Here is a 26,174-nt window from a genome sequence, read left to right on the forward strand (position 1 = left end):
GAAGATGGACGGACAGGTCGCCATCGTCGGGCTCGGCTCGGTCGGCAGCATGGCGTTGTGGCAGGCGAGTCGACTCTCGTCGTCGGTCGTTGGATTCGAGGCGGCGGCGCCCGCGCATCCGCGCAGCGCAGTCGGCGGCGACACGCGGCTGTTTCGGATGACCTACCGCGACCCGCATCCGTACTATCCCCTACTCACCGCGGCGCAAGGTCTGTGGCGGGAGTTGGAGAAGGACTCCGGGGAATCGGTCCTCTATCAGCACGGGGGCCTTTCGATCGGCGATGCGAACGGGCCATACATTCCAGCACTGTTGAAGTCGATACGTACGTGCGGGGCCACGCACGAGGTGCTCACCCGCCGCCAGGTCGCGGAGCGCTACCCCCAGCACACCTTGTACGAGAACGACATCGCGGTCTTCGACCCGAACGCCGGTTTCCTCCGTACGGACAGCGCTGTCCTCGCCGCGGTACGAACGGCGCAAGACCGCGGCGCGCGGATCGTACGTGACTGCCGAGTGAGCTCGATCCGCGAACTTCGCGACGGAGTGGAGGTATCCGACGGCACACGCAACTGGACGTTCGAGCGGGTCATCATCGCCGGTGGTGGTTGGAGCGGCGCCCTGCTGCCGAGCACCCTACGCACGCACGTGTATCCGGCGCGGATCTACCTCACCTGGTTCCCGGTGGCAGACCCCGCACAGTTCACGCCGGATCGATTCCCGATCTTCGTGCGAATCTCCGGCGACCAATCCATGTACGGCACACCGTCGCTCGACGGTTCCACGATCAAGGCGACACTCGACGGCCGGTCGCAGCCTGCCGAAAGCGCGTCCACTGTGGACCGCACGCTCACCCGCGCCGAAACCGAAGAGTCACGCAAAACCGTAGGCGACTTCTTCTCGGGCGTGGTAGCCGAGATCGTACGCTCCGACAGCTATCCGGATCTCTACACTACCGACCGTGCGCCGCTGGTCGGGCCGGCACCGGGAACCTCGCGAACCTTCCTCGCGACCGGATTCTCCGGCGCCGGTTTCAAGATGGCCGCGGCGTTCGGGCGGGTCGCAGCGGAACAGGCGCTCGACATCGCACCACACCCGGAAGCGGCGTTCGCGTCGCCGGACCGCTTCGCATCGGGCTGATCGACCAGCTTGCGCCCACCGGAGACCGGGTGGTGGGCGCAAGCTGGTCGATACCGCGTGTCACGGCGTGGCGTTGTCGGTCGGTGGTGGGGTCACGTCGAGGGTGCCGGCTTCGGCAGTCGTCGATCCGGCTGCCCGCGAAGCTGCTTACATCGCTCCACGGCATCGCCGACGTGCCCACAGCTCGCCCCCGGCTCAGAATGCCGTGTATCCGCCGTCCACGGGAAGTACCGCACCTGTGATGTAGGTCGATTCGGGCGATGCAAGAAAGACGACGGAATCAGCGACCTCTTCCGGCGTGGCGAGGCGTTGCAGCGGAATCTGGCCTGCTCGCTCGCGTCGATAGGCCTCGGGGTCGGGCCGACGCTGGAACGACGCCTCGATCGTCGGGGTGGCCGTCAAGCCGGGTGCGACAACATTGACCCGGATGTTTCGCGGCGCCCATTCGATCGCTGCTCCCTTGGCGAGCATGACGAGGCCGCCCTTGGCCGCGGAGTACAACGCCTGCCCGGGCGTAGCGACCGTTCCGAGGCGGGAGCCCACGCATACGAAGGATCCTCCGGACTCGGGCATCAGCGGTGCGAAGTGCTTCATCATCAAGAACGCGCTCAACAGGTTGGTATCGAGCACGTCCTTCGCGTCGGTGTAGCTCGTCTCCGTGAGAGCGCCGCCGGATTGCAGTCCGTGATTGAGAACGACTACGTCGACACCGCCCATCGACTCGGCAACGTGTTGGGCGAGGTTCTCGACGAACGACTCGTCGTTGAGGTCACCCGGAACATAACCACCTGCGGGATGATCGACACGTTGCCGTCGACCGGTGAGGAGCAGCCTCGCGCCCTCTGCGCGGCAGCGTTCGGTGATCGCCGCCCCGATGCCGCTGCTGGCGCCGGTGATCAACGTCCTGAGGTTATCGAGTCTCATTCCCAACACTCCTTCGCCCTTGCCCTGTACCGCCGCTACCGACGGACGTCGCCTGCGGTCAATTCAGGAAGCCGCGGGCATCGACAGGCCACCGCTGCAGTGATGCGCCCTCGCTGTCGGTGACGATGAACTCCTCGAAATTGGTGACCACCGGACACACGTGGTTGGGCACCACCGGGACGAGCTCGCCGATCTCGGGCTGCGCAACACCGGGTGGCAGGGCGACGAACCCGTGGTACTCGTTGAGTTTGGCAAGGACCGCGTCCATGCCGGCGACTCGGCCGTATCCCTTGTCCGGGTGGCCCTCGCGCCCCAACGCCTTGGTGCCTGTGTCGACGATCGCTTGGCCAGGGATCCAGTTGCTGACGACGGTGGCTGCGACGAAGAGCGCGACCTGATCCTCGCTGCACGCGCCGAGTCGGGTGTTGTCGAGGTCGCCGAAGACGTACTCGCCGGGGCGAATCTCGGTGATCGGGTCGCCGGTCGAGAACTCGACCGTCGGGGTCGATCCCGCGCTGACCACCTCGGGATCGAGGCCGGCACGTTCGAGTGTGCGTACCGCTGTCGACAGGGCGCTCCGCTGATCGGCTGCCGCACGCTCCCGAGCGCCTCGGGCTGAGCCGCCATGGCCCGGATAGGTGAAGACGCCCGCCGGCACCAGTCCACGGTCCCGGGCGGCGAGCGCGACTTCAGCGGCGACCTCCGGTGGAGCACCGGACCGACGCGCACCGCAGTCGACCTCGACGACGATGTGCAGCCGTTCCGGCTCGTCGCCCATGGCACCGGCCAGCGCATCGACGGCCGCCACGTTGTCCACACCGATGCGGAGCCTCGTGCTCCCGGCGAGCTGGCGAACACGGTGCCGTTTCGTGCCGGCCGGCCACACCGGGTAGGCGATGAAAATGTCGTCGAATCCGGCGCGAGCGAAGACCTCTGCCTCACCCACGTTGCCGGCGGTGATGCCGCAAGCGCCGGCCTCGATCTGCCGCCTCCCGATCTCCACGCATTTGTGCGTCTTGACGTGCGGGCGGACGTCGAGACCGTGCCGGGACGCGAAGTCCTGCATCCGGTCGATGTTGTCCTGTACGACGTCAGCCAGCACGATCGGTGCCGGAGTGTCGATGGACTCGACAACTGCGTCGAGTGCTGACTGCAGCCTGTGCACGGCGGTCCTACGTGTCGGTGTCGAGATGTCAGATCAACGTCGCGGACCCGCGAGCAGGTCGGGAAGATCGGCTATGTCGTCGATTCGCTCATAACCGAGCCACGGCTGATCCGGCTCACGACCGCGATCCACGTACACCTTGTTCGTGATGCCGATGTCGTCGGCGGGGCGGAGGTCGTACTTCGGGCTGGATGAGACGTGCACGATCTCGTCGGGTGCCACCCCTAGTCGGTCCAGCATGTAGTCGAATGCACGAAGTCGGGGCTTGTAGACGCCCATCTGCTCGGCAGTGATCACCACGTCGAACGGTGCGCCGAGGTTTTCCACGAGTCGTGGAGCATGCTCGTCGTCGGTGTTGGACACGATGACGAGCGCGTGACGTTGCGCCAGGCGGTTGAGCGCCTCGGTCACACCCGGGTACGGCCGCCACGTCGGAATCTCGTCGTACACCGCCTTGGCGTCGTGCTCGTCGCACGTCACGCCGAACCTCCGTGCTGTGCGCTCCAACGCACTGCCCACGACGTGCTGGAACGACTTCCACTCCCCCATGCACTCGTCGATCCGGTAGGCGTTGCCGACTCGAAGAAAGTCCGAGGCGATGTCGACTGGCAACCGATCACCCAGCACCCGGCGAATCGCATCGTTGATACGGAAGTCGATCAAGGTGCCGTTCATGTCGAACGAAACGAATTTCGGTTCCACGCCTACTCCCAACCAGAGTGTCGATTGGCGACTGTCGACAATCTACGAATAGAGGTGGTCGCCTGTCAATGCGCACACCTACTCGGCAAGCGGCGGCACCCGGGGTCGCGAGGGCGCACTTGCGATGGCCTCCACGGCCTCGTGATGTCGATCCTCACCGGGTCGGCTTCGCCCATTACATCCCGACAGTCCAGGAGTGCGACCGCATCCCCTCGAGCGAAAGCGGATCCGACGGTGCGACAACCGACACCGAGCTCGAGCCGATTCCGCGAGTGCCGCTTGTGCTCACGCCACCTCGCCACATAATGTACAGGTATGAACAGGACTGATCAGGATCGTCCGACGAGGTTCAGCAAGCGGGACCGGCTGGTGCACGAACTCTCCCGACAGATCCATACGGGCGTGCTGACCCGCGGCCAGCAGCTGCCCGCGGAACACGAACTCGCCGAACGGTTCGAAGTCAGCCGCGGCACCGTGCGCAGCGCGCTGTCCGAGCTGCAGCGCCGCGAACTCATCGCCACCCAGACGGGCGTCGGATCCTTCGTGACGTTCGACGGTGTCGAACTGGACCAGACCGTCGGCTGGGCGACCGCGCTCTCGCGATCGGGTTTCGACATCCGGGCGGAACTGCTCGACATCGAGAAGGCGGCCGACCCCGAGCTGACCGCCCGCTTCGGGGTCGCGGAGTTCATCGCGGTCCGCCGACTTCGACGTGACCGGGCCGCGGGGCCAGTGTCCTACGAGGTGGCATTGGTGCCCAAGACCGGCGAGCTCGCGAACCTGCCGCGACGCGGGCTGGTCGACGACTCCCTCACCGCGACCCTCGCCGCGGCGGGATTGCATCCGGCACGGGGAGAGCAGTGGATCGGCACCGAGTCGCTGACCGCGCACACGGCCGAACTACTCGAGCGGCGTGAGGGCGAGTTGTTCCTTCGGGCGACGAGGACCAGCACCGACTCCGCCGGCGGACTCGTCGAGCACGTCATCAGTCTGCTGGACCCGGCTCGTTTCCAGTTCCACCTGACGTTCGGTACCGCATGAGCGGCGCCGGTGTCCGTGACCGCGCGCTCGGTGCGTTCGAAGGTCTCGCGCTCGGTGATGCACTCGGCATGCCGACCCAGTCGCTGTCGCGCGAGTCCATCGCCACCTACTACGGACGATTGGAAGGGCTGCGCGACGCCGTCGAGCACCAACCCATCTCCCCCGGCCTGCCCGCAGGCACGGTCACGGACGACACCGAGCAGGCGGTCCTGGTCGCACGACTGCTCATCGAGGGTCGTGGGCGGATCGAGCCGCACGCGTTCGCCCGTGCGTTGCTGGGCTGGGAAGCGGACATGATCCGCCGGAACCTCGCCGACCTGCTCGGACCGTCGACGAAGCGGGCCCTCGAGCTGCTGGAGTCCGGGGCCGCACCCGATGAGGCGGGACGCACGGGCACGACGAACGGTGCGGCGATGCGGATCACGCCGGTCGCCATCGCCACAAAACCCGACGTGGACCCGCTCCTGGACGCGGTCGTGAGCGCGAGCAGGCTGACCCACAACACGAGCCTCGGCATCTCGGCGGCCGCGGCCGTGGCGGCCGCGGTGTCGGCGGGGATCGACGGCGCGGACCTCGGCTCGGCGATGGACCACGCGGAACGCGTGGCCTCCGAAGGGGCTGCGCGGGCGCCGTGGGTCGCCGGCGGGGAGATCGCATCCCGGATCCGGTGGGCCCGCGGCTGGGTGCGGGAGTTGGACGCCGAGGCGCTGCCGGCGGCGATAGCCGAGGTGATCGGCACGTCGGTGGCCGCGCAGGAGTCGGTCGTGGCCGCGTTCGCGCTCGCCGAGGCCCTGGGAGATCGACCGCTGGATGCGTTGACGCTGGCTGCCCGGCTCGGCGGGGACACCGACACGGTCGCCGCCATCTGCGGAGCGGTCCTCGGTTCCCGGCACGGAGCCTCGGGCCTGCCCGCCGACCTCACCGCCGTCGTGCGGAAGGTCAACGACCTCGACCTCGGCGATGTCACCGAGGGACTTCTCGAACTGCGCAACAGCTGAGCGCACACAGCAAGGAGGCTGCCGTGAGCACTGCGACCGACACCGGTGTCGACGAGCCCGCTGAGGGTGTCCTCGAGACGCGGGGCATCGAGCCCGTTCCCGAGAACGAACGCACCGGTCATCCGATGCAGTTGTTCTGGGTCTGGTTCGCCGCGAACATCTCGATCCTGGGATTGCCGCTCGGTGCGACTCTCGTGGCGATCCAGCATCTCGCGTTCTGGCAGGCCGTTCTCGTGGCGATCCTCGGCGCCGTCGGTTCGTTCGCGATCGTCGGTGTCATCTCGATCGCGGGCCGAAGGGGCGGCGCTCCGGGATTGACGTTGTCGCGAGCGGTGTTCGGTGTCCGGGGCAACGCGGGACCGACGCTGGTGTCCCTGATCTCGCGGCTCGGCTGGGAGACGGTGAACACGACGACGGCGGCGTTCGCGTTGCTGTCGTTGTGCGCCATCGTGTTCGGCACGGACGCGGGAGCGAAGAGCGCTCCGGCGTTGACGCTCGTGTGCATCGGTGTGTTCGTCCTGGCCACCGTGGTGGTTTCGGGCCTGGGCCACCAGGTGTTGGTCGCGGTGCAGCGGTGGTCGACGTGGATCTTCGGGGCGTTGAACATCGTCGTGGCCGTGAACCTCATCGCCACCGTGGACTGGGCCGCCGTCGGTGCGGCGCAGCCCGCGTCCGTCGGCGCGATGATCGCCGGTGTCGGAACCATCGCGGCGGGCACGGGTATCGGCTGGGCGAATGCGTCCGCGGACATGTCGCGTTATCAGCGGCCGTCCGTGCGGGCAGGGTCGCTCGTGGCGTCCGCGGCCGCAGGGGCGGGTATTCCGTTGGTGCTGCTGATCTCGTTGGGCAGCCTGCTGTCCGCGGGTGATCCCACGTTGGCCGAGGCCGGCGATCCGGTGGCCGCGATCCGCGACATGCTGCCGTCGTGGATGGCCGTTCCGTATCTGATCGCCGCGTTCGGCGGGTTGTTGTTGTCGAACCACCTGTCGGTGTACTCGGCGGGGTTGACGACGTTGACGTTGGGCATCCGCACGAAGCGGGTGTATGCGGTGATTCTCGACGTCGTCGTGACAACCCTCGGTGCGATCTACTTCATGTTGATCGCCGACAGCTTCTACACGCCGTTCATAGCGTTCATCAACCTGCTGGCCATTCCGACGACGGCGTGGGTCGGTGTGTTCCTGGTCGACATGCTGCGGCGCACCCGCTACGACGCGGCCGGGCTGATGGATCTGAGCCGGTCGAGTTCGTACTGGTACCGCGGTGGCATCGAGCCGCGTGCACTCGGGGCGTGGGCGGTGGCGATCGTGGTCGGGTACCAGTTCATCGTCGCGGGCCCGCAGGGCGATGTGTGGTTCAGCGGCGTGTGGGCCGACAGTTGGCTGGGACGCAACGGCTTGGGCTGGATCATCGCGTTCGTCGTGGCCGGTGGGTTGTACGCCGCCTTCGGCGGCGCACGCTTGCACGGCCGGAAGCAGGAGCGCGCGCAGTGACGGGCCGCTTGGTGCACACCGGCCAGGTCATTCTGGACCTGGTGATGCGAGTGGACTCGTTACCCGAGCCGGGTGGTGACGTGTTGGCGTCGGAGACGGCGTTGTTGCCGGGCGGTGGTTTCAATGTGATGGCCGCTGCGGCCAGGTCGGGTGCGCAGGTGGTGTACGCCGGCGCGCACGGCACCGGCCAGTTCGGTGACCGCGTGCGGTCGGCGTTGCACGATGAGGGCGTCACCGCGGCGTGCCCGCCGAGCGAGGAGAGCGATACCGGTGTGTGTGTCGCTCTGGTGGACGATTCGGGTGAGCGCACCTTCGTGACCGGCAGCGGCGCCGAGGCCGGACTGACGGCCGAGCGGCTGGCCGATGTCAAGGCGGGCCCGGGTGATGTGGTGTATGTGAGCGGGTACAGCCTGCTGCACGGGGCCAATAGGGCGGCGCTGGCTGCATGGTTGCCGTCCGTGGACGGTGCGGCGGTGCTGTTGGATCCCGGTCCCCTGGCCTCCCAGATTCCGCAGGAGGTGCTGGATTCGACGCTATCGCAGGTGGACATTCTCAGCACGAACGCCCGCGAGGCGCGCGGCTTGACCGGGTCCGAGGATCTGCACAAGGCAGCCGCCGCACTGGCCGACCGCCTGCGTCCGTCGTCGACAGTCGTGGTGCGCGACGGTGCGGCGGGGTGCCTCGTGGCGATGGACGGAACGGTCGAGCGGGTCGACGGTTTCCCGGTATCACCGGTCGATACGAACGGCGCGGGCGATGCCCATTGCGGCGTGCTTGCGGCGATGTTGCTCGACGGCGCGACACTCCGTGCGGCTGCGCGACGGGCCAACGCGGCAGCCGCATTGTCGGTGCTGCGCCCCGGACCGGCGACGGCGCCGACCGCAGCCGAGCTCAACGAGTTCCTCCTCCCCGGCGGGTGAGATCTTCCCGTGAACCGCGTGTTCGGCACGGTCGTGGTTCGTCGGGGACGAGGATCCGGCGGGCGTAATTTCGACCGCTGCGCGCTCTTGGCCTGATTGCTCTCGATCCACTCCCACCGCACCTGGCGGTTCTCGACGAACGGTTTCCCGTCGCAGCGCATCCGCAGGGCCGCAAATCGTGGAAGAAGACCGTCGTGTGGGGCCGCCACCGGCCCCCGCGCAGAAACTGCCCCCAGCGGCCCCGGACGTGCACGTGGCACGCACCCACTCAGGTGCGTGCCACGTGCCGGTCTTAGCCGGCGGAAATAGTCGATTGGTCGATGACCCACCGGACGGAACGTCGCATCGGTTCGGTGCCGTCGTGTGGGAGTCCGACTGCTTGTTCCGGGTCCGTATGGGACTGATCGGCCAGCGATGTTCCCAGTGGCAGCGTCCGCTGGACTCCGTGCAGAGAAAGCCGGTCGCGGAGTTCCTCACGTAGCCGTTCCGGGTAGATGCCCACCGTTTGGGTCGCCTCGCTCACCCAGGTCGGTACGCGGGTGATATCAGCGATGGGCACGAGGTTGACGACTCGGTTGGTGAGTGAGTCGGCGAATTCGACCGGCTCGTCGGTACGCGAGACAATGACGCCGGCGCTATGGGCGTCCCCGATCACGGTGTAGAACTCGTCGTCGAGGGCGATGGCGTCGAGTTCGCGCTCCAGTTCGGGGGCCGGCCGCTTTGGCGCAGTCGACTCGTGCGGCGGAAGGTCGAGGAACGCGGCCCGGATCTTGCGGCCAAGTTCTTCGAGCTTGTCCAGGTCGTCGTCCTCGGTCGTGCACTCCACGTACACGACCCGGGTGCTTGAGCAGGCCGTCTGGTTCATCCGTCCAGCCATCAACGCCACACCGCGGGCGGCCTCATCTTGGGCCTGGGATGTCTCCAGCGCCTCGTGGCCGAGAACCGAGATGGAGAGCTTCGGGTTCGCGGCGATGAGCTCGATGCCCGGCACCAGATACTTGTTGATGTGGACCATCGAGGACATCCCGCCCCATGCGGTGAGCTTCTCAATCCGGCTCGGTCGGTATACGTGCTGCTCGACCTCCTCGTCACCGCCCTTCCAGTAGGCGACCGCAAAGTGTTTGGTCAACGGGTGATCGGGGTCGATATCGATCATCGTCTTGACGATGGCGGCAGCCGTGTACGGGTCGTTCGACGGCATCTTGATCAGACAATCGCCCTTTGTCAGCGCTGCACGCTGGATGGTCAGGGCGGCGACGACGGGCACGTTACCTGCAATGATGTGCATTTGTCGGGTGCCGATGGCACGCATCCGCATTGTTGAGGTTCCGGGTTGGCCGAGTTCGACCCACCCGTCGAGGAAGCGCTTGCCGACCATCGCCTCGACCTGCGCGTCGAGGCGTTCCTTGCGGAACATGTGCGGCAGTTGCTCGTAGATCGGACGGAGCACGGATTCGGTCATCTCCCCTGCATCGAGGCAGAGCTGAAAAGCCGTGTTCATCTCCTCGCTGTTGTCCAGTGAGAGCCGCGGCCCGAGTTCGGCGAGGAAGCGGATGATCTCGTCCATCGGGAGATCGTGCAGATCCTGCAGCTCACTCGGGTTCGCCAGAGCCAACTCGGTCGCGTACGGTCTGGGGTCCGGGCAACGAAAGCGGGCGCCGGCACGCCCGCCGAGGACCAGGGCGTCCGGCCCCGGCTCGATCACCCGGCCCCGGAGAATGATCGGAACGTCGATGACCGCGCCGTCCGCGGTGGGTTCGGTCAGCATTTGAGTCATGTTCCGCTCACATAGTCCATGAAGTCGGTGTACGCCTTTTGTGTGCCCGCGCAGGTAATCTTGTCGTCGCCACCCTCGAGCTCACTGAAACGCACGATCTGTCGTTCGATCCGTGGTGTGGTCCACCCGCACGGGCAGTCCTCGTCCCAGTGCGCAGTGATCTTGTCCCCCGAGATGAACCCACCCCAGTACGTCTCGGCGAGCAGGTCATAGAGCCCGAGCCGGCCCGTTTGAACCCCGGTCCGAGGCAGCGGGGTGGCGTCCTCGTCGAGCACTATCGGAATCGTGTAGGGGAAGAAGTGGAAGTATCCGGCCTCGCAGAGCGGAGCCGTTCCCATGCACTCCGACATGCCGTACATGCTCAGGATCCTGGGGACGCCGTAGAACTCCTTCAGCAGAGTCTCCCAGTCTGCCGGGGCGTCCTTGTAACCCTTCATGCCGCCACCTGCCATGACCAGCGAGTCTGCGGCGAACTCGCAGTGCACGCCGGCATCACGGCCAGCCACTGCAAGACGTACCAGGTCAGCGGTGGTTCCGCCGATGCGGACTCGCTCGCCTCGGAACCGGTCGACCAACCCGGCGAACCACTCCTGCATCGATTGGTCGCGATTCCGGGCTGCCTCGATCAGCTCCCGACGCTCCTCCAGGATGCGCGGATCAATCTGTAGCTGGTCGAGCTCACCGGCCTCCTCCGCGGCCTGCAGGCGCCCGGCGAGCGACAGCAGGTCCGACGACAGCCGGTAGTCATGCAAGATGTGGCGAGCCGAGTCGCCACCGGCCTGCTCCTCTGCGAAGAGCCTGTTCATCTTGGTCATCATCTGGTGACCCGAGCGATACCCCGAAGAGAACGACGGGATCGCGACCTCACGCGGATCGACACCGGTCGCAGCCGTCATCGACGCGAAATGCGCCGCCTTCCAGGCGGGCCACTCCGCAGTCGAACGAGGGATGAAACTCAGCTTGCCGGTGGTTCCGGTCGAGTGGCCGATGATCATCCCCTGCTCGTCGAGTCGATCGAGCCAGGCGTCGACCGACTGGAGGTCGTCGAGGGGAATATCGGTGAGCTTGTGGGTCGTGAGCCGATTCAGCCAGGAGGTAAGCCGGCCGAAGTCGCGCTTCTCGATCAGGCTCAGGGGGTAGCTCTTGTAGACCCGATGATCGAACAGTAGCGGAACCACGGAGTCGAACGGATCGCCCTCGAGATTGTCGACGCCCTGCCGGTCCGCCAGTTTGGCGAGCGCCTCCACATCGTGTCGCAAGGAATCGAACCGCTTCAGAAGAGCAGCGCGCTGAGCCTGCTCCAGGGTTGCCCGAGGAACGGTGAGCAGCTCCTCCCGGGAGGACGTGGGCCACTCATGGACTCGGCCCGGGTCCAGCGTAAGCATCGTCGGAGGGCGCATGGTGCCCCTTTCGCTGTTGTGGGATCACTAAGATAAATATACGGTCCCGTCTACTTCGTCAAGGGCTGAGCCGGACACCCCTACAATCTCCCCGTGAGTGGTTCGACGGCAGGGACTCCGAGACGAGCAGGGCGTCCAACGCGCGCCGAAGCCAGCGAACTGACGCGGAGCCTCCGCAGTGCTGCGCTCGACGTCTTCCTGGACAATGGCTTCGCCGGGACGACGATGGAGGCAGTCGCGCGGACCGCCGGGATCACAAAACGGACGCTCTACGGCCGATACCCGGACAAGCACGCTTTGTTTCTCGACGTCGTCCAGTGGGCGATGACCGAGTACAAATGGGCGGACCCGGTCCCCGTCGGCGATACCGACGACATCGCGTTGGCGTTGACGGACATCGCCCGCGCGGCCGTTGCCCGAGCGCTCGACCCGGACCTCGTCCGACTGAACCGGATCCTGCTACTCGAGGCCGAGCGCCTCCCGGAACTCACCCGCACAGCGCAGTCCCGCTCGTGGTCACCTCGAATGAAGGCGGTAATGACCGTCCTGCAACGCCACCAGGACCGGGGCGAAGTCCAACTGGACGACATCGAGGTGGCCGCCGAGCAGTTCCTGGCACTGGTGACAGGCGGGCCCGCTCGACTGGCGATATACGGCCTCCACCAAACAGTCGAGGAGCACGAGCGCTTCTTGCGAAATGCGGTCTCCATCTTCCTGAAGGGCGCACTGACCCGCTGAGAAGCCGGTGCAGCACCCCGTATCGCCGTACACAGCGAACGATCACACGACCAATCGTTGCGCCGTGCGCGCAATACAAGCACTAGAACTAAACGTGGTCGTGTGTTTAAATGCTCGTTGCTTGACGCAGGAACAGCCCACGAGCGACGAGGATGACGCGCGTATGCCTGACCCGCGATCGATACCCGCGACCGAGCTCTGGTCGCCCGAGGACCTTGAGACCATCCGCGCCCGCTACCGAGCCGAGCGGGACAAGCGACTCCGTCCGGACGGGACGGCACAGTATTTGCAGACCGCCGACGAGCTGGCCGCATACGCCGACGATCCCTGGTCGGATCCACCAGCCGCTCGTGAGCCGGTTACCGACGAGATCGATGCCGTGGTGCTCGGCGCCGGGTTCAGTGGCCTGCTGGCGGGCGCGCATCTACGAAAGGCGGGACTCAGTCGGATCCGGCTGGTCGACACAGCGGGCGGCGTAGGCGGTACCTGGTACTGGAACCGCTATCCCGGCGTCGCCTGTGACATCGAATCCTATATATATCTTCCCCTGCTGGAGGAAGTCGGCGGCATGCCCAGCCGCAAATACGCTCCCGGGTGGGAGATCCGCCAGCATGCGGAACGTATCGCCGAGCACTTCGACCTCGGCCGGGACGCGTTACTGCACACCGCGGTCACCTCCCTGCACTGGGACGACGAACTTTCGCGCTGGCACGTCCGCACCGACCACGGGGACGCCTTCACTGCCCGCTATGCGGTGATCTCCAGCGGGTTGTTCGGCAGTCCGAAGTTGCCCGGCATCCCCGGCATCGACCGGTTCGAGGGCCGCGCCTTCCACACCAGCCGTTGGGACTACGACTGCACGGGCGGATCCGAGGACGTCCGTGAGTATCCCGGCCTCCGAGACAAGCGCGTCGCCATCGTCGGGACGGGCGCGACATCGATCCAGGTCGTGCCGACCATCGCGCCGGATTGCGGCGAGCTCCTCGTCGTCCAGCGCACCCCGTCTACTGTCGACCGTCGAGACGACCGACCTACTGATCCCGACTGGTGGGCGGAGATCACGAAAGAGCCGGGCTGGCAGCGTGTCCGGCGAGACAACTTCATCACCCTGGTCACCGGTGGAGCCGCCGGTGAGGACCTCGTCCAGGACCAATGGACCGACACTGCTCCGGTGCGCGGCCGAAAGTTGCTGATGTCAGGCCAACGCGGAACCGACCCGGCTCTGGCCTTCGAGATCGCCGACCACCAGAAGATGGCCGAGATGCGCGCCAGGGTCGGCGAGATCGTATCCGACTCTCGCACGGCGACAGCCCTCCAGCCCTGGTATCGACACCTATGCAAGCGTCCGTGCTTCAGCGACAGCTATCTGCAGACGTTCAACCGCGACAATGTCCGACTCGTCGACACCGACGGCCACGGCGTCGAGCGGATCACTCCGAAGGGCATCGTCGTCGCCGGCACGGAGCACCCGGTGGACGTGCTCATCTTCGGTACCGGATTCGAGGTTGGCGCCGACGCCGCAACCCGATCCGGAGCGGACATCCGGGGGCGCGCTGGTCTCCCCCTCGAGAAGTACTGGGCCAATGGTGCACGCACCCTGCACGGCGCTACGAGCCGAGGCTTCCCCAACCTGATCCAGCTTGTCTCTTCTCGGAACGTCGTCTCCGTCAACTACGGACACATCCTCGAGGACCGGGCCGAACACCTCGGCGCGATGGTCGCCGAAGCGGAGAAGCGCAGCGCCCTGATCGAACCCACCGAGGCGGCCGAATCGGCCTGGTCCGCGACGATCTCGGCGAAGGCGATCGACACCGATGCCTTCCAGGCCGAGTGCACCCCCGGCTACTTCAACGAGGAAGGCAAGCCTCGCAAACGGAACGAGCGATACGGCGGTAACCCGGTCGAGTTCAACGAGCTCATACGCCACTGGATCGAGGACGGCATGGACGACGTCCTATCCGCCTGATGTGAGTCCACAGATGATCATCAAAGTGCCGCCGACACGGCCACGGCGCCCCTTTCCCCCGTCGACCTACTGGATGGCGTCATTACTCACTGCCACCACGCTGGGAATCGCCATGGTCTACCGCCGACAGCCCCAGTTCCAGTTCTACGAGAAACGCGGCGTAATCCCGCCGTCCGAACCGACTGAGTTCGTGTTGGTTCCGGGAGGCGGTCATCCAAGCTCTTGCTTCCACAAGGTCACCGCACAGCTGAAGAAGCACGGGCACAACGTGCACGCCTTCACCCTGCCTGGCGTCGGCGAGCGGGCCGGCGAGCTCACCCCTGCCACCGGCTTATCGACGCACATCGACGACGTGGTGCACAGGCTGGAGGAGCGCGACCTGCGGGACGTCGTCCTCGTGGGCCACAGCTACGCGGGGATGGTGATCACCGGAGTGGCTGATCGTGTGCCGGAGCGCATCCGGCACCTGATCTATCTCGACGCCGTCCAGCCGCGAAACGGTCAGAACCTACTGCAAGCACAGCCTCTTGCCACCCGTGTCACTGCCGTCACGAGACGGTCGTTCATCCGCGGCACCGAGGTCAACATGCTGCCGACCGACGAGACGATCCGCTTCCTCGGCCTCACCTCGGAGGACGACGTCAGCTGGGCGCGCCGGAACCTGACGCCGCACCCATGGAAGGCCTTCAACGAACCACTCCGGCTTCGTTCCTCCGAGATCATCCGCACCGTAGGGAGCACGAAGATCTACACACACAGGTCCGCCTCAGGCGCGTATCGCGCGGGATTGATGACGCGCGCCGAAAGAAAACAAGCATGGGTGGCTTTCGCCGCCCATGATTTGATGCTTACCGATTCTGAATTGGTCACTGAAATGCTGATCAACGCCGCATCGAACGCGGCCGGCGAACTCCACCAGCACTCTCGATAACACCTTCACGACGCGGCCTCAGTCTGGTTGTAGCACCCCGATGTCAATGACGACCATCTGGAAGGATACCAGTGAGATTTCGTGCGAAACTGCCATACGTTCTCGCGACCGCACTGCTAGCAATAACCGGATGCAGTGGCGGTTCAGCTGACATTGATCCTGCGACGGGCCCAACAGGAGAACCCACACCCGGTGGCACCGGCCGGATTCTTATCCAGAACGATCCACGCGGCATGGACCCGGCAATGCTTGCCAATGAAGCCGCGTTCACCGCATCGATCGGAAATGCGATCTACGGCCAGCTGATCGTGAATGAACCGGGCACCAGGGACATATCCTACGTCCTCGCCGAAAAACTCGTCACCCAGGACGCAGGCGCGACCTTCACGCTGACCCTGAAGCCCGGGCTCGTGTACTCGGACGGCACGCCCCTCACGGCGGACCACATCAAGTTCAACTGGGAGCACACCGCCGACCCCGCGGTCGCCTCCTCCTACGCGGCCAACGCCCAGGAGATCACGTCGATGACAGCCGTCGACGAACGTACTCTGAAGTTCTCTCTACGTAATCCGAACGCTCAGTTCGCCTCCGAGATCTACGAGACTTCGCTGAACTGGATCGGCAAGCCGGAAGCCATCCAGACCGGCCTCGAGGACGCCACCGCGAAGCCGATTGGGGCCGGTCCGTTCACTCTCACCGAGTGGCGCCGTCAGGACACCATCGTTCTCGACCGCAATGACAACTACTTCGACAAGCCCCGGCCTCATCTCGATACCCTCGAAATCGGCATTCTCGGAGACGAGGAACAACGCCTCGACACTGTCGTCAGCGGAGGCGCTGACATCGCACAGGAGGTACAACCCTCCGCCATCTCCCAAGCCGAAGGTCAGGGCCTTCAGGTCGCCAGGGCACCGCTCGGTGGCGGTGTGGCGCTCGTCCTCAATAACAGGAAGGCCCCGTTTGACGATCTCCGTGCCCGAAGAGCCCTCTCCTACGCGCTTGACCTTGAACTCATTGACGACGCTGTCAACCGAGGCACCGGCACTGTCCCGAACAAACTATTCGATTCGAGTTCGCCCTACTACAGCGACATCACCCTGCACCGACACGATCAGGAAAAAGCTCAAGAACTACTGAACGAACTCGCTTCTGATGGCATACCGCTTGATTTCACTATCACCATCTATTCCTCTCCTGCCGCCCAGCGTATGGCCGAGAGCATGCAAACCCAGCTCAGCGCGCTCAACAACATCAACATGAAAATCCGGGTCATCGACAACGCTCAGACCGGCAAGATCATCGCTGCCGACGACTTCCAAGTTCTGACCAGCTCACTGCCGGAGACATCGTTGTGGAACCGGCTGCGGGGTGGTGCGGGGAACAATCACAGCGGCGTCGACGACCCTGCGCTCAACGAGGCCCTCGACGAGGCCCGTCGCACCACCGACGATCACGAGCTCGCCGCCGCATACCAGGACGTGCAGCAACGCCTCAAAGAACTGGTGCCCGTCATCTTCTATACGGGCATAGACATGGCGGCTTATGCAAATCCCGACGTCGGTGACCTGGATGTCTACGGCAAAGGGTCGCTGCGCGTCGACCAGATATGGATTCAACAGTGAGTAGGCACCGACGAATGAGATCGATGCGCGGAGGAATCTGAAAGGGCCGGTGGTGGCGGCGGTGTTGCGCCACCCGCGCCGCCATCGACCGGCGCGCTTGCCACCACAGACCGTTCGACCGGCGTGAACGAGGTGGTCGTCGCCGTTTTTCGGAACGCCACTCGGCCGGGACGGCCACACACCATGCGCGGTGGTCCCACTCCAGCGTCTGCCGGTCGGTCACCCCTGCCAGCGCCGAGAACCCTCGGTTGTGCCTTGAGTTGGTCGCTCAACGACCCATCGACGAGTGTGGCTGATAGGTATGTGGGCAGGACGGCACGTGGTCTTCTGATCGTCGTCGGCGGGGCGAAGGGGCGGGGCTGCCGCGCCGCAGCCGTCTGGGCGCGGCGCGGCAGCCTGCTGTGCTACCCGGTTTGCGGCTGTCCCACCGCGGTGGACGGCGAGCGGGAGATGACCACGGCACCGGCGATCAGCCCGACGACGGCGAGCACCGCAGCGATCACGAACGGGTCTCCGGCGTGCAGGGCCGGGGCGAACCCGAGACCTACATAGACGGCCACGCCTGCTGCTCCGCCGAGCTGGTCTGCTGCTCGCTGAACACCGGAGGCGATCCCGGCATCCTCGTCAGTGGTCCCGCTGACCGCGATGTACTGCAGCCCCACGATTCCGAAGCCCATGCCCGCTGCGATCAGCAGCATCGCCGGGAGCAGCCATGCCACCCCTCCGCCCAGAACGGCCACGAGCGCGATCACAGCCATCGCGCCCGCAGCAGCCGCGAGCCCGACCAGCACGCACGCCCGTGCGCCCCAGCGTCCCAGCAGCCGGGGCACGAGCACCGATGCCGAGATCAGCGCCACGGCCAGGGGCAGCATCGTCAGGCCTGCCCCCAGAGGCCCGATACCGAGCCTGTCCTGCAGGTAAAAGGTGAACAGCAGGAACGAGGTCGACAGCGCCCCACTGAGCAGCATCGTCGTGAGGTTCGCCCGCAGTCGAGCGCCGTCCGCGAAGAACGTCATCGGGACCAGCGGGTTCGGCGACCTCGACTCGACCCGCACGAACCCGACACCAGCCAGCACCGCGCCGACCAGCGCCGCCACGCTCACCCACGGGTTGGCCGTAGGCTCGCCCGCCTCGATCGCGGCGTAGACGAACAGCAACGGGCACGCCGTCAGCAGGAGCGAACCCGGAAGGTCCACTCGGACCCGCTCACCAGACGCGGACCGGTCTGCCGGGACCAGGACGAGCGCGGCCACGATCACGACCAGGATGAACGGTACCGAGATCAGAAAGATCCAGCGCCAGCCCAGGTGGGCGGTGATGATCCCCGACAGGGCGAACCCGAGAACCAGGCCGCAGCTGGCCACGGCGGCCCACACGCTCAGCGCGCGCGATCGGCGGGGACCCTCAGGGAAGAGCAACACGATGGTCGCCATCGCCGCCGGCAGCGCGACGGCCTCGCCGGCTCCCTGGAGCAGGCGCGCGACGACCAGGACCGGGAAGGATTGGGCCAGGCCCGCCAGCAGGGAAGCCGCGCCGAAGAGCATCGTGCCGATCAGGAGGATGCGGCGGCGGCCGAGAAGGTCTCCGAGCCGGCCGCCGAGCATCAGCAGCCCGCCGCCGGTGATGGTGTAGCCGACCACAACCCAGGTCAGGGAATGGCCCTCGACGCCGAGGTCTGCGCCGATCGAGGGCAGTGCGATGTTGACCACGGTCACGTCGACCGCGATGAAGAACTGCAGCATGGACATCGCGCACAGCACGAGCCACGCGCGCACAGGGACGGGACCAAGCCCGCGGGTAGAAGAGGCAATGCCTGGAAGCATCTATCGCTCCGTCGCTCTGAAGAGTTTCGAGCAGCGCAAACGGCCGCTCCGGATGGATCACGAAGCGACTGGACGTTCCCAGGTGAGGTGTTGCTGTGAGCCGAACGTCCCGCCGCTAGCGGGACATCCGGGTCACTGCCGCGCAAGCGGCCGAGCACGAAGCGGCTGACATGCTGCAAATACTAGCAGAGGGATCCCGGCCTCCAGGGAATCAAGTCCCCTGTTGTGCCTCGTCGTGGGCCGGGGCGGACTTGAACCGACGGCCGAAGGATCATGAGCCCGCCGAATCACCGTCAGGAGTGGAAATCGCAGGCCGCGAAGCGAATCGTCGGCCACGCCAAGCACAGGACGCGCCGCTCGGAACCAGTTCATGGGCTCCACCATGGACAGACCGCGACAGCGATGCGAAGTTGTCGTTCGTCCGCAGCAGTCCCGTGCCACAGCAACGGAACATCTCTTACGATTGACAACGCCCCGGGTCGGCAGGGAGATCCGGACCACCTAGCCGGTGGGACACGCGATGTCGGCCACAGTCACGAGGGCGAGTTCGGCGTCACTCGCCAAGTCTCTACTCTCGCCCGGGCTGAGCAGCTCACCCTGGTCGCCGAGGAGGGTCGCCATGCCGGCCGCAGGCCGTGCGCCCGCCAGCCGTAGCAATTCCACTGCAGCCTCGGAGACACCGAGCGCTTCGTGTGTTCCCGACGCCGTCGTGCGGACCCCGACAACATGCCCGGGCCGCCGGAGCTGATCCGCCACTCCGTCGCTCGCACCCATGATCCGGATGGTGCGTGCGCGGTCGGCCGCGCTGATGCCGGTCGTGATCCCCTCCGCCGCGTCGGCCGTGATCGTGAACCCCGGCTGCGTCGGCCCGGCCGACCAGGGCCACATCGACGGCAGGCCGAGACGGTCCGCATCGGCATCGGTCAGCGCGACCGTGAGGAACCCTGAGCTGTAGCGCACCACCTCTGCCACGAGTGTCGCATCGGCGTGCTCGGCCGCGAATACAAGTTCCGACCGGTACGGCGGATTCAGATCATCGAGAAGAACCACGGGCTTTCCAGCGACGAGCTCCGCGGCGGCGGTTGCCACGACGAGCGGAATACCGGTGTCACAGCTCACGATCATCCTCCGCGAGGCTCTGAAGCTGGCCGCGATGGAAGATCAGCGGTCGGCCGTCTCGACGGCCGACCGCCACGACCCGACCGACGAAAGCAGTGTGGTCGCCCAAATCATCGGACCTTTCGGTCACACACTCCAGCCACCCGAGCGCGTCAGTGAGAACCGGTGCTCCGGTGAGACCCGGGAAATGACCGATCTCGGCGAACTTCTCAGCGCCTTTGCCCGCGAAGACGCCGCAGATGTCACGACCCGAAGGGCTGTCGGGCAGGACGTTGATGGCGAACCGCCCCGACGTCGAAACCCGCGGATGAGTCGACGAGGTACGGGCCAGGCACACCATCATCAACGGCGGATCCAGGCTCACGCTCATAACCGCGTTCGCCGCACAACCATGCGGATTCTCGTCCACGACGGTCGTCACCACGGTGACTCCGGTCGCGAACTCCCCCGCCACCTGGCGCAACTCGGACCCGTCGATGGCCTGTGGTTCGTCCATGTCCGCGGTCACGTCAGCTCCCCGCCGAAGGCCCGATCATCGATGGTTCGTTGTCGCACCGTCATTTTCTCGTGCACCGTGTTCTCCAGACGTCGCCCGAACTCATCACGCAACTCCCATACCGAGGCACTGTAGGCAGGATCCGTATCGAACGGAGGACCTCCGTTCCAGCCTGTGGACCGGGATCGTCATGTGCCGTGACGATCCCCGACTCGTCGTCGTTCGCGCGGCGCTGACCACGCCTCGAGGGACACATACCGGTCACGTGACGATCCAGGTGTCGCGGCCGTCGAGGAGGGCCTGGAGATCGACGGGGCCGGCGCGCCCGCCCTTCTCGTGTCGTACCTGGGCTCGGGCGGCATCGTCGTAGGTCGTACGGCTGACGTTGCGGAAGATGCCCATGACGGTGTGGTCGAGTTCCTGGTCCGACAAGCGGGACAGGGCGAAAGCCAGTTCGTGGTTCGTCACGTCGTGCACGACCGGCGTGGCACCTTCGGCCGGGACGACCTTCAATGTGAACCCGTCCTGCACAACGGCTTTTCTATCGCCGTCGGGACCGAAAACCACCGGCTCGCCGTCCCGGATCGGGATCAGCCGTTGCTCCTTGGTCTCGGGATTGCGCAGTGGGTCGAACGAACCGTCGTTGAAGATCGGGCAGTCCTGGAAGATTTCGACCAACGCGGAACCGCGGTGGTCCACGGCAGCGCCAAGAACCTCGGTCAACGACGTGCGGTCGCTGTCGAGTGCCCTGCCGACGAATGTCGCCTCCGCGCCGAGCGCGAGGGATACCGGATTGAAGGGGTGGTCCAGCGAACCCATGGGCGTGGACTTGGTGACCTTCCCGATCTCGGATGTCGGCGAGTACTGGCCCTTGGTGAGGCCGTAGATCCGATTGTTGAACAGCAGGATCGTCATGTTCACGTTGCGGCGCAGAGCGTGGATGAGGTGGTTGCCGCCGATGGACAGCGCGTCTCCGTCACCCGTGACCACCCAGACCGACAGGTCCTCGCGCGACGTGGCGAGGCCGGTGGCTATGGCCGGCGCGCGTCCGTGGATGGAGTGCATGCCGTAGGTGTTCAGGTAGTACGGGAAGCGGCTGGAGCAGCCGATCCCGGATACGAAGACGGTGTTCTCGCGTTTGATCCCGAGCGTGGGCAGGAACCGGCGGACGGCGGCGAGGACGACGTAATCGCCGCAGCCAGGACACCAACGGACTTCCTGGTCCGAGGCGTAGTCGCCAGCGGCATGCTGCGCGTCGGCTCCGGGCACGAGGCTCAGGCCGCCGGGCATGCCGAGTTCGGTGCTCATGCGGATGACTCCATGCCGGTCGGCGCGGCCGCGGCGACCATGTCGAGGTGGTCGAGGATCACGTGCTGCAGTTCCTCGGCCTTGAACGGCAGCCCCGAGACCTTGGAGTGGGTGTGGACCTCCACCCCGTATCTCCCGCGCAGCAGCAGTGCCAGCTGGCCGAGGTTCATCTCGGGCACCACGACACGCTGGTAGGCACGCAGCACCTCCTCGAGGTTGCGGGGCATCGGGTTGAGGTGACGCAGGTGAGCGGTGGCCACCCGCCGGCCAGCGGAACGGACGCGGCGGGCACCTGCTTCGATGGGCCCGTAGGTGGAGCCCCAGCCCAGCACCAGCACCTCCGCCCGCCCCGACGGATCGTTCGGCTGCAGGTCGGGCACGGGAACCGCGTCGACCTTCGCCTGGCGCAGGCGGACCATACGGTCGTGGTTGTCCGGTTCGTAGGAGATCGAGCCTCTCCCGTCGGCCTTTTCCAGCCCGCCGACACGGTGTTCCAATCCCGGAGTGCCGGGGATCGCCCACGGTCGGGCCAGGGTCTCGGCATCCCGCAGGTAGGGCCAGAACTCCCCGGAGCCGTCCGGTGCGTTGGGCTCGGTCGCGAACCCGGGATCCACCGGCTCGAGGGCCGAGGCATCGGGCACCTGCCACGGCTCTGAACCGTTGGCGAGCGCACCGTCGGAGAGCACCACGACCGGAGTCCGGTACCGCACGCTGATGGCGGCGGCCTCGACAGCGGCGTGGAAACAGTCGCCCGGGGACTGCGGAGCGATGATCGGCAGCGGGGCCTCACCGTTGCGCCCGTACATCGCCTGCAGCAGGTCCGCCTGCTCGGTCTTGGTCGGCAACCCGGTGGACGGCCCGCCGCGCTGGACGTCGATCACGAGCAGCGGTAGCTCCAGTGCCACCGCGAGACCGATGGTCTCGGCCTTGAGCGCCATACCGGGCCCGGATGTCGTCGTCACGCCCAGGGCGCCACCGAAGCTCGCACCGAGCGCCGCGCCGACTCCGGCGATCTCGTCCTCTGCCTGGAATGTCGTCACGTCGAAGGCCTTGTGCCTGGACAGCTCGTGCAGGATGTCCGAGGCCGGCGTGATGGGATAGGAGCCCAGGAACACCGGCAGACCGGTCGTCTGGCCGGCCGAGATGATGCCGTAGGCCAGGGCGGTGTTCCCGGTGATCTGGCGATATCTGCCCGGAGCGAGTTTCGCGGGGGCGATCTCGTAGGTGACCGCGAAGCTCTCTGTGGTCTCGCCGTAGGCGTGTCCCGCCCGGAAGGCCAGGATGTTGGCCTCGGCAATGTCGGGCTCGGTGGCGAATTTCTCCCGCAGGAACCGTTCGGTGCCTTCGTGGGGGCGGTGATACATCCAGGACAGTAGGCCGAGCGCGAACATGTTCTTCGCCCGCTCTGCGTCCTTTTTCGACAGTCCGGTCTCCTCAAGGGCGCCCCGGGTCAGCGTGGCCATGGCTACGGCGTGGACCCGGAAGTCGGAGAGCGACTCGTCCTCCAGTGGGTTGTCCTCGTATCCGACCTTGGTCAGGTTCCGTTTGGTGAACTCGTCGGTGTTGACGATCAGCACCCCACCGCGGGGGAGGTCGGCGAGATTCGCCTTCAACGCGGCGGGGTTCATCGCCACCAACACATCAGGGCGGTCACCGGGCGTCAGGATGTCGTAGTTTGCGAAGTGCAACTGGAACGACGACACACCGGGCAACGTGCCGACGGGAGCACGGATCTCGGCCGGGAAGTTCGGCAGCGTCGACAGATCGTTGCCGAAGGTCGCCGTCTCGGCGGCGAACCGGTCCCCCGTGAGCTGCATCCCGTCACCCGAGTCTCCTGCGAACCGGATGACCACGCGATCCTTGGCGACCGTCGTGGGGGAAACCACCGACTCCGCCGAGCTTCGGTCGAGCACACTCACCACCTCACCGGAAGGGCTTCGAGGCCGTGGATGTTCTTGGTCACGGCGAACGGCACGTCATCGAAGTCACAGCCCAAGGTGAGGTTCGGGAAACGGCGCAGAAGCGCCGGGAACGCGATGCGCATCTCCAGTCGCGCCAGGGGCGCGCCGAGACAATGGTGCACGCCGTGTCCGAAGGCAAGGTGCGTGGTGGGCGCGCGGCTCACGTCCAGCCGGTCCGGCTCGTCGGCGAGGAAAGCGGGGTCCCGGTTCGCGGCGGTCAGGTTGAAGGCGACCAGTTCACCCTCCCTGATCACCTGCCCACCGATCTCGACGTCCCGCTTCGCCATCCGCGGGCCACCACCGCTGACGATGCTGAGCCAGCGCAGCATCTCCTCGACCGCGGGCGCGACGGCGTCCGGATCGTCTCGCACGAGCGCGAGCTGTTCCGGATGCTGCAGCAGGGCCAACGTTCCCAGCCCCAGCTGATTCGACGTGGTCTCGTGCCCGGCGAGCAACAGCAGTCCCGCGATTCCGACCAACTCGTCACGCGTCACCTCGTCGCCGTGCTCGCGCACAAGCATGCCCAGGATGTCGTCCTCTGGATCCTCGATCTTGCGGTCGACCAGCGAGCGCATGTACTCCAGCGACTCGTCCGCCAGCTCGATGATCTGTTCCGTGGTCAGGCCGATCTCCATCTGCCTGCGGGTCCGTTCCTGGAACTCCGGCTGATCCTCGACCGGAACCCCCAGGAGCTCGCAGATCACCAGCGAAGGGATCGGCAGCGCGAAGTCCGCAACCAGGTCGGCGGGTGGCCCCTTGCGTTCCATCGCATCGAGATGGTCCTCGACGATCGCCTCGATGCGAGGCTCCAGCCGCTTCATCCGGCGAACGGTGAATTCGCCGGTGAGCAGGCGGCGCAGCCGGGTGTGGTCCGGCGCATCCATCACCAGGATGTTGCCGGCCCGCTGCCCCAGGGCATTGCGTGGATCGGCCCGGGAGTCGTCGAGATCGAAACCGACACTGAAGTTCTCACTGTCACTGAGGACCTTCTTGATGTCCGCGTGCCGGGTGAGGATGTACGCCTTACGCCCGAAGGTCGGCATGTCGATGGGCGCGATGCCAACCGAATCTCGGACGGCAACGAGTTGAGGTATCGGATTAAAACCCAACCGCTGCGGTTTGCTGGCTGCTTCGGGGGTGCTACTCGGCTCTGAGTTCACTCTTTTACTGAACCGCGCGGCGGACCGATACGTCAAGACGCAGTTCGCGCAAATTTGCACTACGTGCCATGATCACTCTGCGTCGTGACACGTGTCGTGGAATGGGACAGATGAGGAGGTGGACGACCTGACGAGCAAGGGCACGATCGGCAGGCGGGCACGCAAGAAGATGGCGACCCGCCGCGCGATCCAGGAGGCTGCGCTGCACCTGTTCGCCCAACACGGCGTCGAGAATGTGACGGTCGAGGAGATCGCCGACCGGGCGGACGTCGGCCTGCGCACCTTCTTCAACTACTTCCCCACCAAAGAGGACGCGGTGCTCGCCAGCACCGCACCGGGCATCGACTCGCTGATCGCCGAGTTTCAAGAACGTCCGCCGGACGAGCCGGTGATCACCGCCCTGTGCGAGGCCGCCATCCGCGTGATCAAGCTGGAGGCCACCGGCGGCCATGACCACCTCACCGCAATGCGGGTCGTCAGGAACAGTCCCACGCTGGTTTCCCGCCAGATGGCGATGCAGTCGACGTACGAGGCGACGCTCGCCGAGGTGATCGCGACACGCACGACGCCGGACGAGCCCGCGATCTACCCTCAGCTCTGCGCCGCAGCCGCACTGGCCGCGCTTCGCCTCGCTCTGCACCGCTGGCTGGACACGGACGAGACTCCGTCCAGCGACGGGCTGCGCCACGAGGTCACAACGTCGTTCGCCCTACTAGCCGAGGGCCTCGACCGGCCGGTGCAGCGTCATTGACCGTTGCCGGCGGGCGACCGCCGGCAACGGCACCCGACCCAGGAGGCCGGGAATCGTCTCAGGACTTCTCGGGCGGCGCCTCGCCCTCCGGCGCCGGAACGGCCGGACGGTGGAACATGGCGAGCTGGCCGGCCGCGGCCGCGGCTCCGAGTCCCCCTGCGACGGCCGCGGCCTGCGCTCCGCTCAGCCTGCGATCCGCGCCCGTCGCCCGGTCGACACTGAATCGTCCAGGACCGATCCCGGCCAGCGCCACCGCGCCCACAGCGAGGTTGGCTACGTACTCCCATCCCTCCGCCGTGATGAAGAACCCGTTGGACGCGTGGACCGCCCGACCAGCGACCCCCATCGTCCCGACGACGGCCGCCGACGCCAACGGGGTTGCGGCACCCATGACCATGAGGGCACCGGCACCGACCTCGACCACCGCACTCGCCCGGGCCTGCAGCCGCGGCCGCCGGAAACCGATCGAGCTGAACCAGCCGGCCGTCCCCGCCAACGAGCGCCCGTGTTTCACCCCGTGAGCGATCATCGTTCCGCCGATCGCCGCACGCAACAGGACCGCAGCTACCTCACGTCCCGCATTCCCCCGCGCCTGCAATTTCCGCGTCATCGAAGCCTCCGATCGTCGCCACGTGAGCTAAGTGAGTCGACTCAACCCTAGTCCGGTGTCCGGGACAAGGGCATCGCACGTCGACCTGATCGTAGATACGGTTACCTCAATTGCATGGACAGGTGAAACAT

Annotated in this window: 22 protein-coding genes; 10 read left to right on the forward strand and 12 right to left on the reverse strand. The window is 66.2% G+C overall.

Translation table 11 applies throughout. The features are described from left to right. The first annotated feature begins 4 nt into the window (after positions 1-4). Positions 5-1,138, forward strand: a complete 1,134-nt coding sequence (locus tag FB384_RS21795; RefSeq protein ID WP_183786720.1) for an FAD-dependent oxidoreductase — start codon at positions 5-7, stop codon at positions 1,136-1,138. Between the two features lie 195 nt (positions 1,139-1,333). Here the strand turns inward: FB384_RS21795 and FB384_RS21800 are convergent, their stop codons facing one another. Genes FB384_RS21800 through FB384_RS21810 form a run of 3 tightly spaced genes read right to left on the reverse strand, consistent with a single transcriptional unit; the run spans position 1,334 to position 3,929 of the window. Further along, positions 1,334-2,062, reverse strand: coding sequence for an SDR family NAD(P)-dependent oxidoreductase (locus tag FB384_RS21800; protein WP_183786682.1), 729 nt, complete (start codon positions 2,060-2,062; stop codon positions 1,334-1,336). A 58-nt stretch (positions 2,063-2,120) separates the two neighbouring features. Further along, complete coding sequence (locus FB384_RS21805; RefSeq protein WP_183786683.1) at positions 2,121-3,227, reverse strand: alanine racemase; 1,107 nt, start codon at positions 3,225-3,227, stop codon at positions 2,121-2,123. 33 nt (positions 3,228-3,260) lie between these two features. Beyond that, complete coding sequence (locus FB384_RS21810) at positions 3,261-3,929, reverse strand: haloacid dehalogenase type II (RefSeq protein ID WP_323985399.1); 669 nt, start codon at positions 3,927-3,929, stop codon at positions 3,261-3,263. Positions 3,930-4,244: 315 nt separating this feature from the next. On the opposite strand from FB384_RS21810, the gene FB384_RS21815 reads away from it, so the two are divergent. The 4 genes from FB384_RS21815 to FB384_RS21830 are packed head-to-tail and all read left to right on the forward strand — an operon-like array spanning position 4,245 to position 8,381. After that, positions 4,245-4,970 (forward strand): GntR family transcriptional regulator, encoded by a 726-nt coding sequence (locus FB384_RS21815; RefSeq protein ID WP_183786685.1) that lies wholly within the window; start codon positions 4,245-4,247, stop codon positions 4,968-4,970. After that, a complete protein-coding gene (locus tag FB384_RS21820) occupies positions 4,967-5,968 on the forward strand; it encodes an ADP-ribosylglycohydrolase family protein (protein ID WP_183786686.1) in 1,002 nt (333 codons plus the stop codon). The genes FB384_RS21815 and FB384_RS21820 overlap by 4 nt, the downstream gene beginning before the upstream one ends. Positions 5,969-5,991: 23 nt before the next feature. Beyond that, a complete protein-coding gene (locus FB384_RS21825) occupies positions 5,992-7,461 on the forward strand; it encodes a purine-cytosine permease family protein (protein ID WP_183786687.1) in 1,470 nt (489 codons plus the stop codon). Continuing rightward, complete coding sequence (locus tag FB384_RS21830; RefSeq protein WP_183786688.1) at positions 7,458-8,381, forward strand: PfkB family carbohydrate kinase; 924 nt, start codon at positions 7,458-7,460, stop codon at positions 8,379-8,381. The genes FB384_RS21825 and FB384_RS21830 overlap by 4 nt, the downstream gene beginning before the upstream one ends. Before the next feature lie 292 nt (positions 8,382-8,673). Here the strand turns inward: FB384_RS21830 and FB384_RS21835 are convergent, their stop codons facing one another. Next, positions 8,674-10,149 carry an acyl-CoA reductase gene (locus tag FB384_RS21835; RefSeq protein ID WP_183786689.1) on the reverse strand — a complete coding sequence of 492 codons (1,476 nt, stop codon included), beginning with the start codon at positions 10,147-10,149 and terminating at the stop codon, positions 8,674-8,676. Between the two features lie 5 nt (positions 10,150-10,154). Then, positions 10,155-11,543: a hypothetical protein gene (locus FB384_RS21840; protein WP_183786690.1), complete on the reverse strand. Its 1,389-nt coding sequence runs from the start codon at positions 11,541-11,543 to the stop codon at positions 10,155-10,157. A gap of 108 nt (positions 11,544-11,651) precedes the next feature. On the opposite strand from FB384_RS21840, the gene FB384_RS21845 reads away from it, so the two are divergent. From FB384_RS21845 to FB384_RS21860, 4 genes are all read left to right on the forward strand, one after another. Further along, positions 11,652-12,296, forward strand: a complete 645-nt coding sequence (locus FB384_RS21845) for a TetR/AcrR family transcriptional regulator (RefSeq protein WP_183786691.1) — start codon at positions 11,652-11,654, stop codon at positions 12,294-12,296. A 7-nt stretch (positions 12,297-12,303) separates the two neighbouring features. Continuing rightward, positions 12,304-14,262 carry a flavin-containing monooxygenase gene (locus tag FB384_RS21850; protein ID WP_323985400.1) on the forward strand — a complete coding sequence of 653 codons (1,959 nt, stop codon included), beginning with the start codon at positions 12,304-12,306 and terminating at the stop codon, positions 14,260-14,262. A 13-nt stretch (positions 14,263-14,275) separates the two neighbouring features. Continuing rightward, the gene (locus FB384_RS21855; RefSeq protein WP_183786692.1) at positions 14,276-15,193 is read left to right on the forward strand and encodes an alpha/beta fold hydrolase; all 918 of its coding nucleotides are present in this window, start codon (positions 14,276-14,278) and stop codon (positions 15,191-15,193) included. 233 nt (positions 15,194-15,426) lie between these two features. Further along, entirely contained in the window at positions 15,427-16,815 is a 1,389-nt protein-coding gene (locus tag FB384_RS21860; RefSeq protein WP_183786693.1) for an ABC transporter substrate-binding protein, read from the forward strand. Between the two features lie 404 nt (positions 16,816-17,219). On the opposite strand, the gene FB384_RS21865 is transcribed toward FB384_RS21860, so the two are convergent. The 6 genes from FB384_RS21865 to FB384_RS21890 form a co-directional block, all read right to left on the reverse strand. Next, positions 17,220-18,563: an MFS transporter gene (locus FB384_RS21865; protein ID WP_183786694.1), complete on the reverse strand. Its 1,344-nt coding sequence runs from the start codon at positions 18,561-18,563 to the stop codon at positions 17,220-17,222. 576 nt (positions 18,564-19,139) lie between these two features. Further along, complete coding sequence (locus FB384_RS21870; protein ID WP_183786695.1) at positions 19,140-19,757, reverse strand: 3,4-dihydroxy-2-butanone-4-phosphate synthase; 618 nt, start codon at positions 19,755-19,757, stop codon at positions 19,140-19,142. Beyond that, positions 19,747-20,253 carry a flavin reductase family protein gene (locus FB384_RS21875; protein ID WP_228726591.1) on the reverse strand — a complete coding sequence of 169 codons (507 nt, stop codon included), beginning with the start codon at positions 20,251-20,253 and terminating at the stop codon, positions 19,747-19,749. The genes FB384_RS21870 and FB384_RS21875 overlap by 11 nt, the downstream gene beginning before the upstream one ends. 261 nt (positions 20,254-20,514) lie before the next feature. Then, positions 20,515-21,561: a 2-oxoacid:ferredoxin oxidoreductase subunit beta gene (locus FB384_RS21880; protein WP_183786697.1), complete on the reverse strand. Its 1,047-nt coding sequence runs from the start codon at positions 21,559-21,561 to the stop codon at positions 20,515-20,517. Then, positions 21,558-23,474, reverse strand: a complete 1,917-nt coding sequence (locus tag FB384_RS21885; RefSeq protein WP_323985401.1) for a 2-oxoacid:acceptor oxidoreductase subunit alpha — start codon at positions 23,472-23,474, stop codon at positions 21,558-21,560. Before FB384_RS21885 ends, FB384_RS21880 begins: the two co-directional genes overlap by 4 nt. Positions 23,475-23,476: 2 nt before the next feature. Then, positions 23,477-24,565 (reverse strand): cytochrome P450, encoded by a 1,089-nt coding sequence (locus FB384_RS21890; RefSeq protein ID WP_183786699.1) that lies wholly within the window; start codon positions 24,563-24,565, stop codon positions 23,477-23,479. Positions 24,566-24,800: 235 nt separating this feature from the next. On the opposite strand from FB384_RS21890, the gene FB384_RS21895 reads away from it, so the two are divergent. Beyond that, entirely contained in the window at positions 24,801-25,433 is a 633-nt protein-coding gene (locus FB384_RS21895) for an acyl-CoA-like ligand-binding transcription factor (protein WP_183786700.1), read from the forward strand. Positions 25,434-25,491: 58 nt separating this feature from the next. Here FB384_RS21895 and FB384_RS21900 read toward each other — a convergent pair whose 3' ends face one another. Next, complete coding sequence (locus FB384_RS21900; protein WP_183786701.1) at positions 25,492-26,043, reverse strand: DoxX family protein; 552 nt, start codon at positions 26,041-26,043, stop codon at positions 25,492-25,494. Positions 26,044-26,174: the final 131 nt, after the last annotated feature.

Source organism: Prauserella sediminis (genome assembly GCF_014195435.1).
In the GTDB taxonomy this organism is placed as follows: Bacteria; Actinomycetota; Actinomycetes; order Mycobacteriales; family Pseudonocardiaceae; genus Prauserella; species Prauserella salsuginis.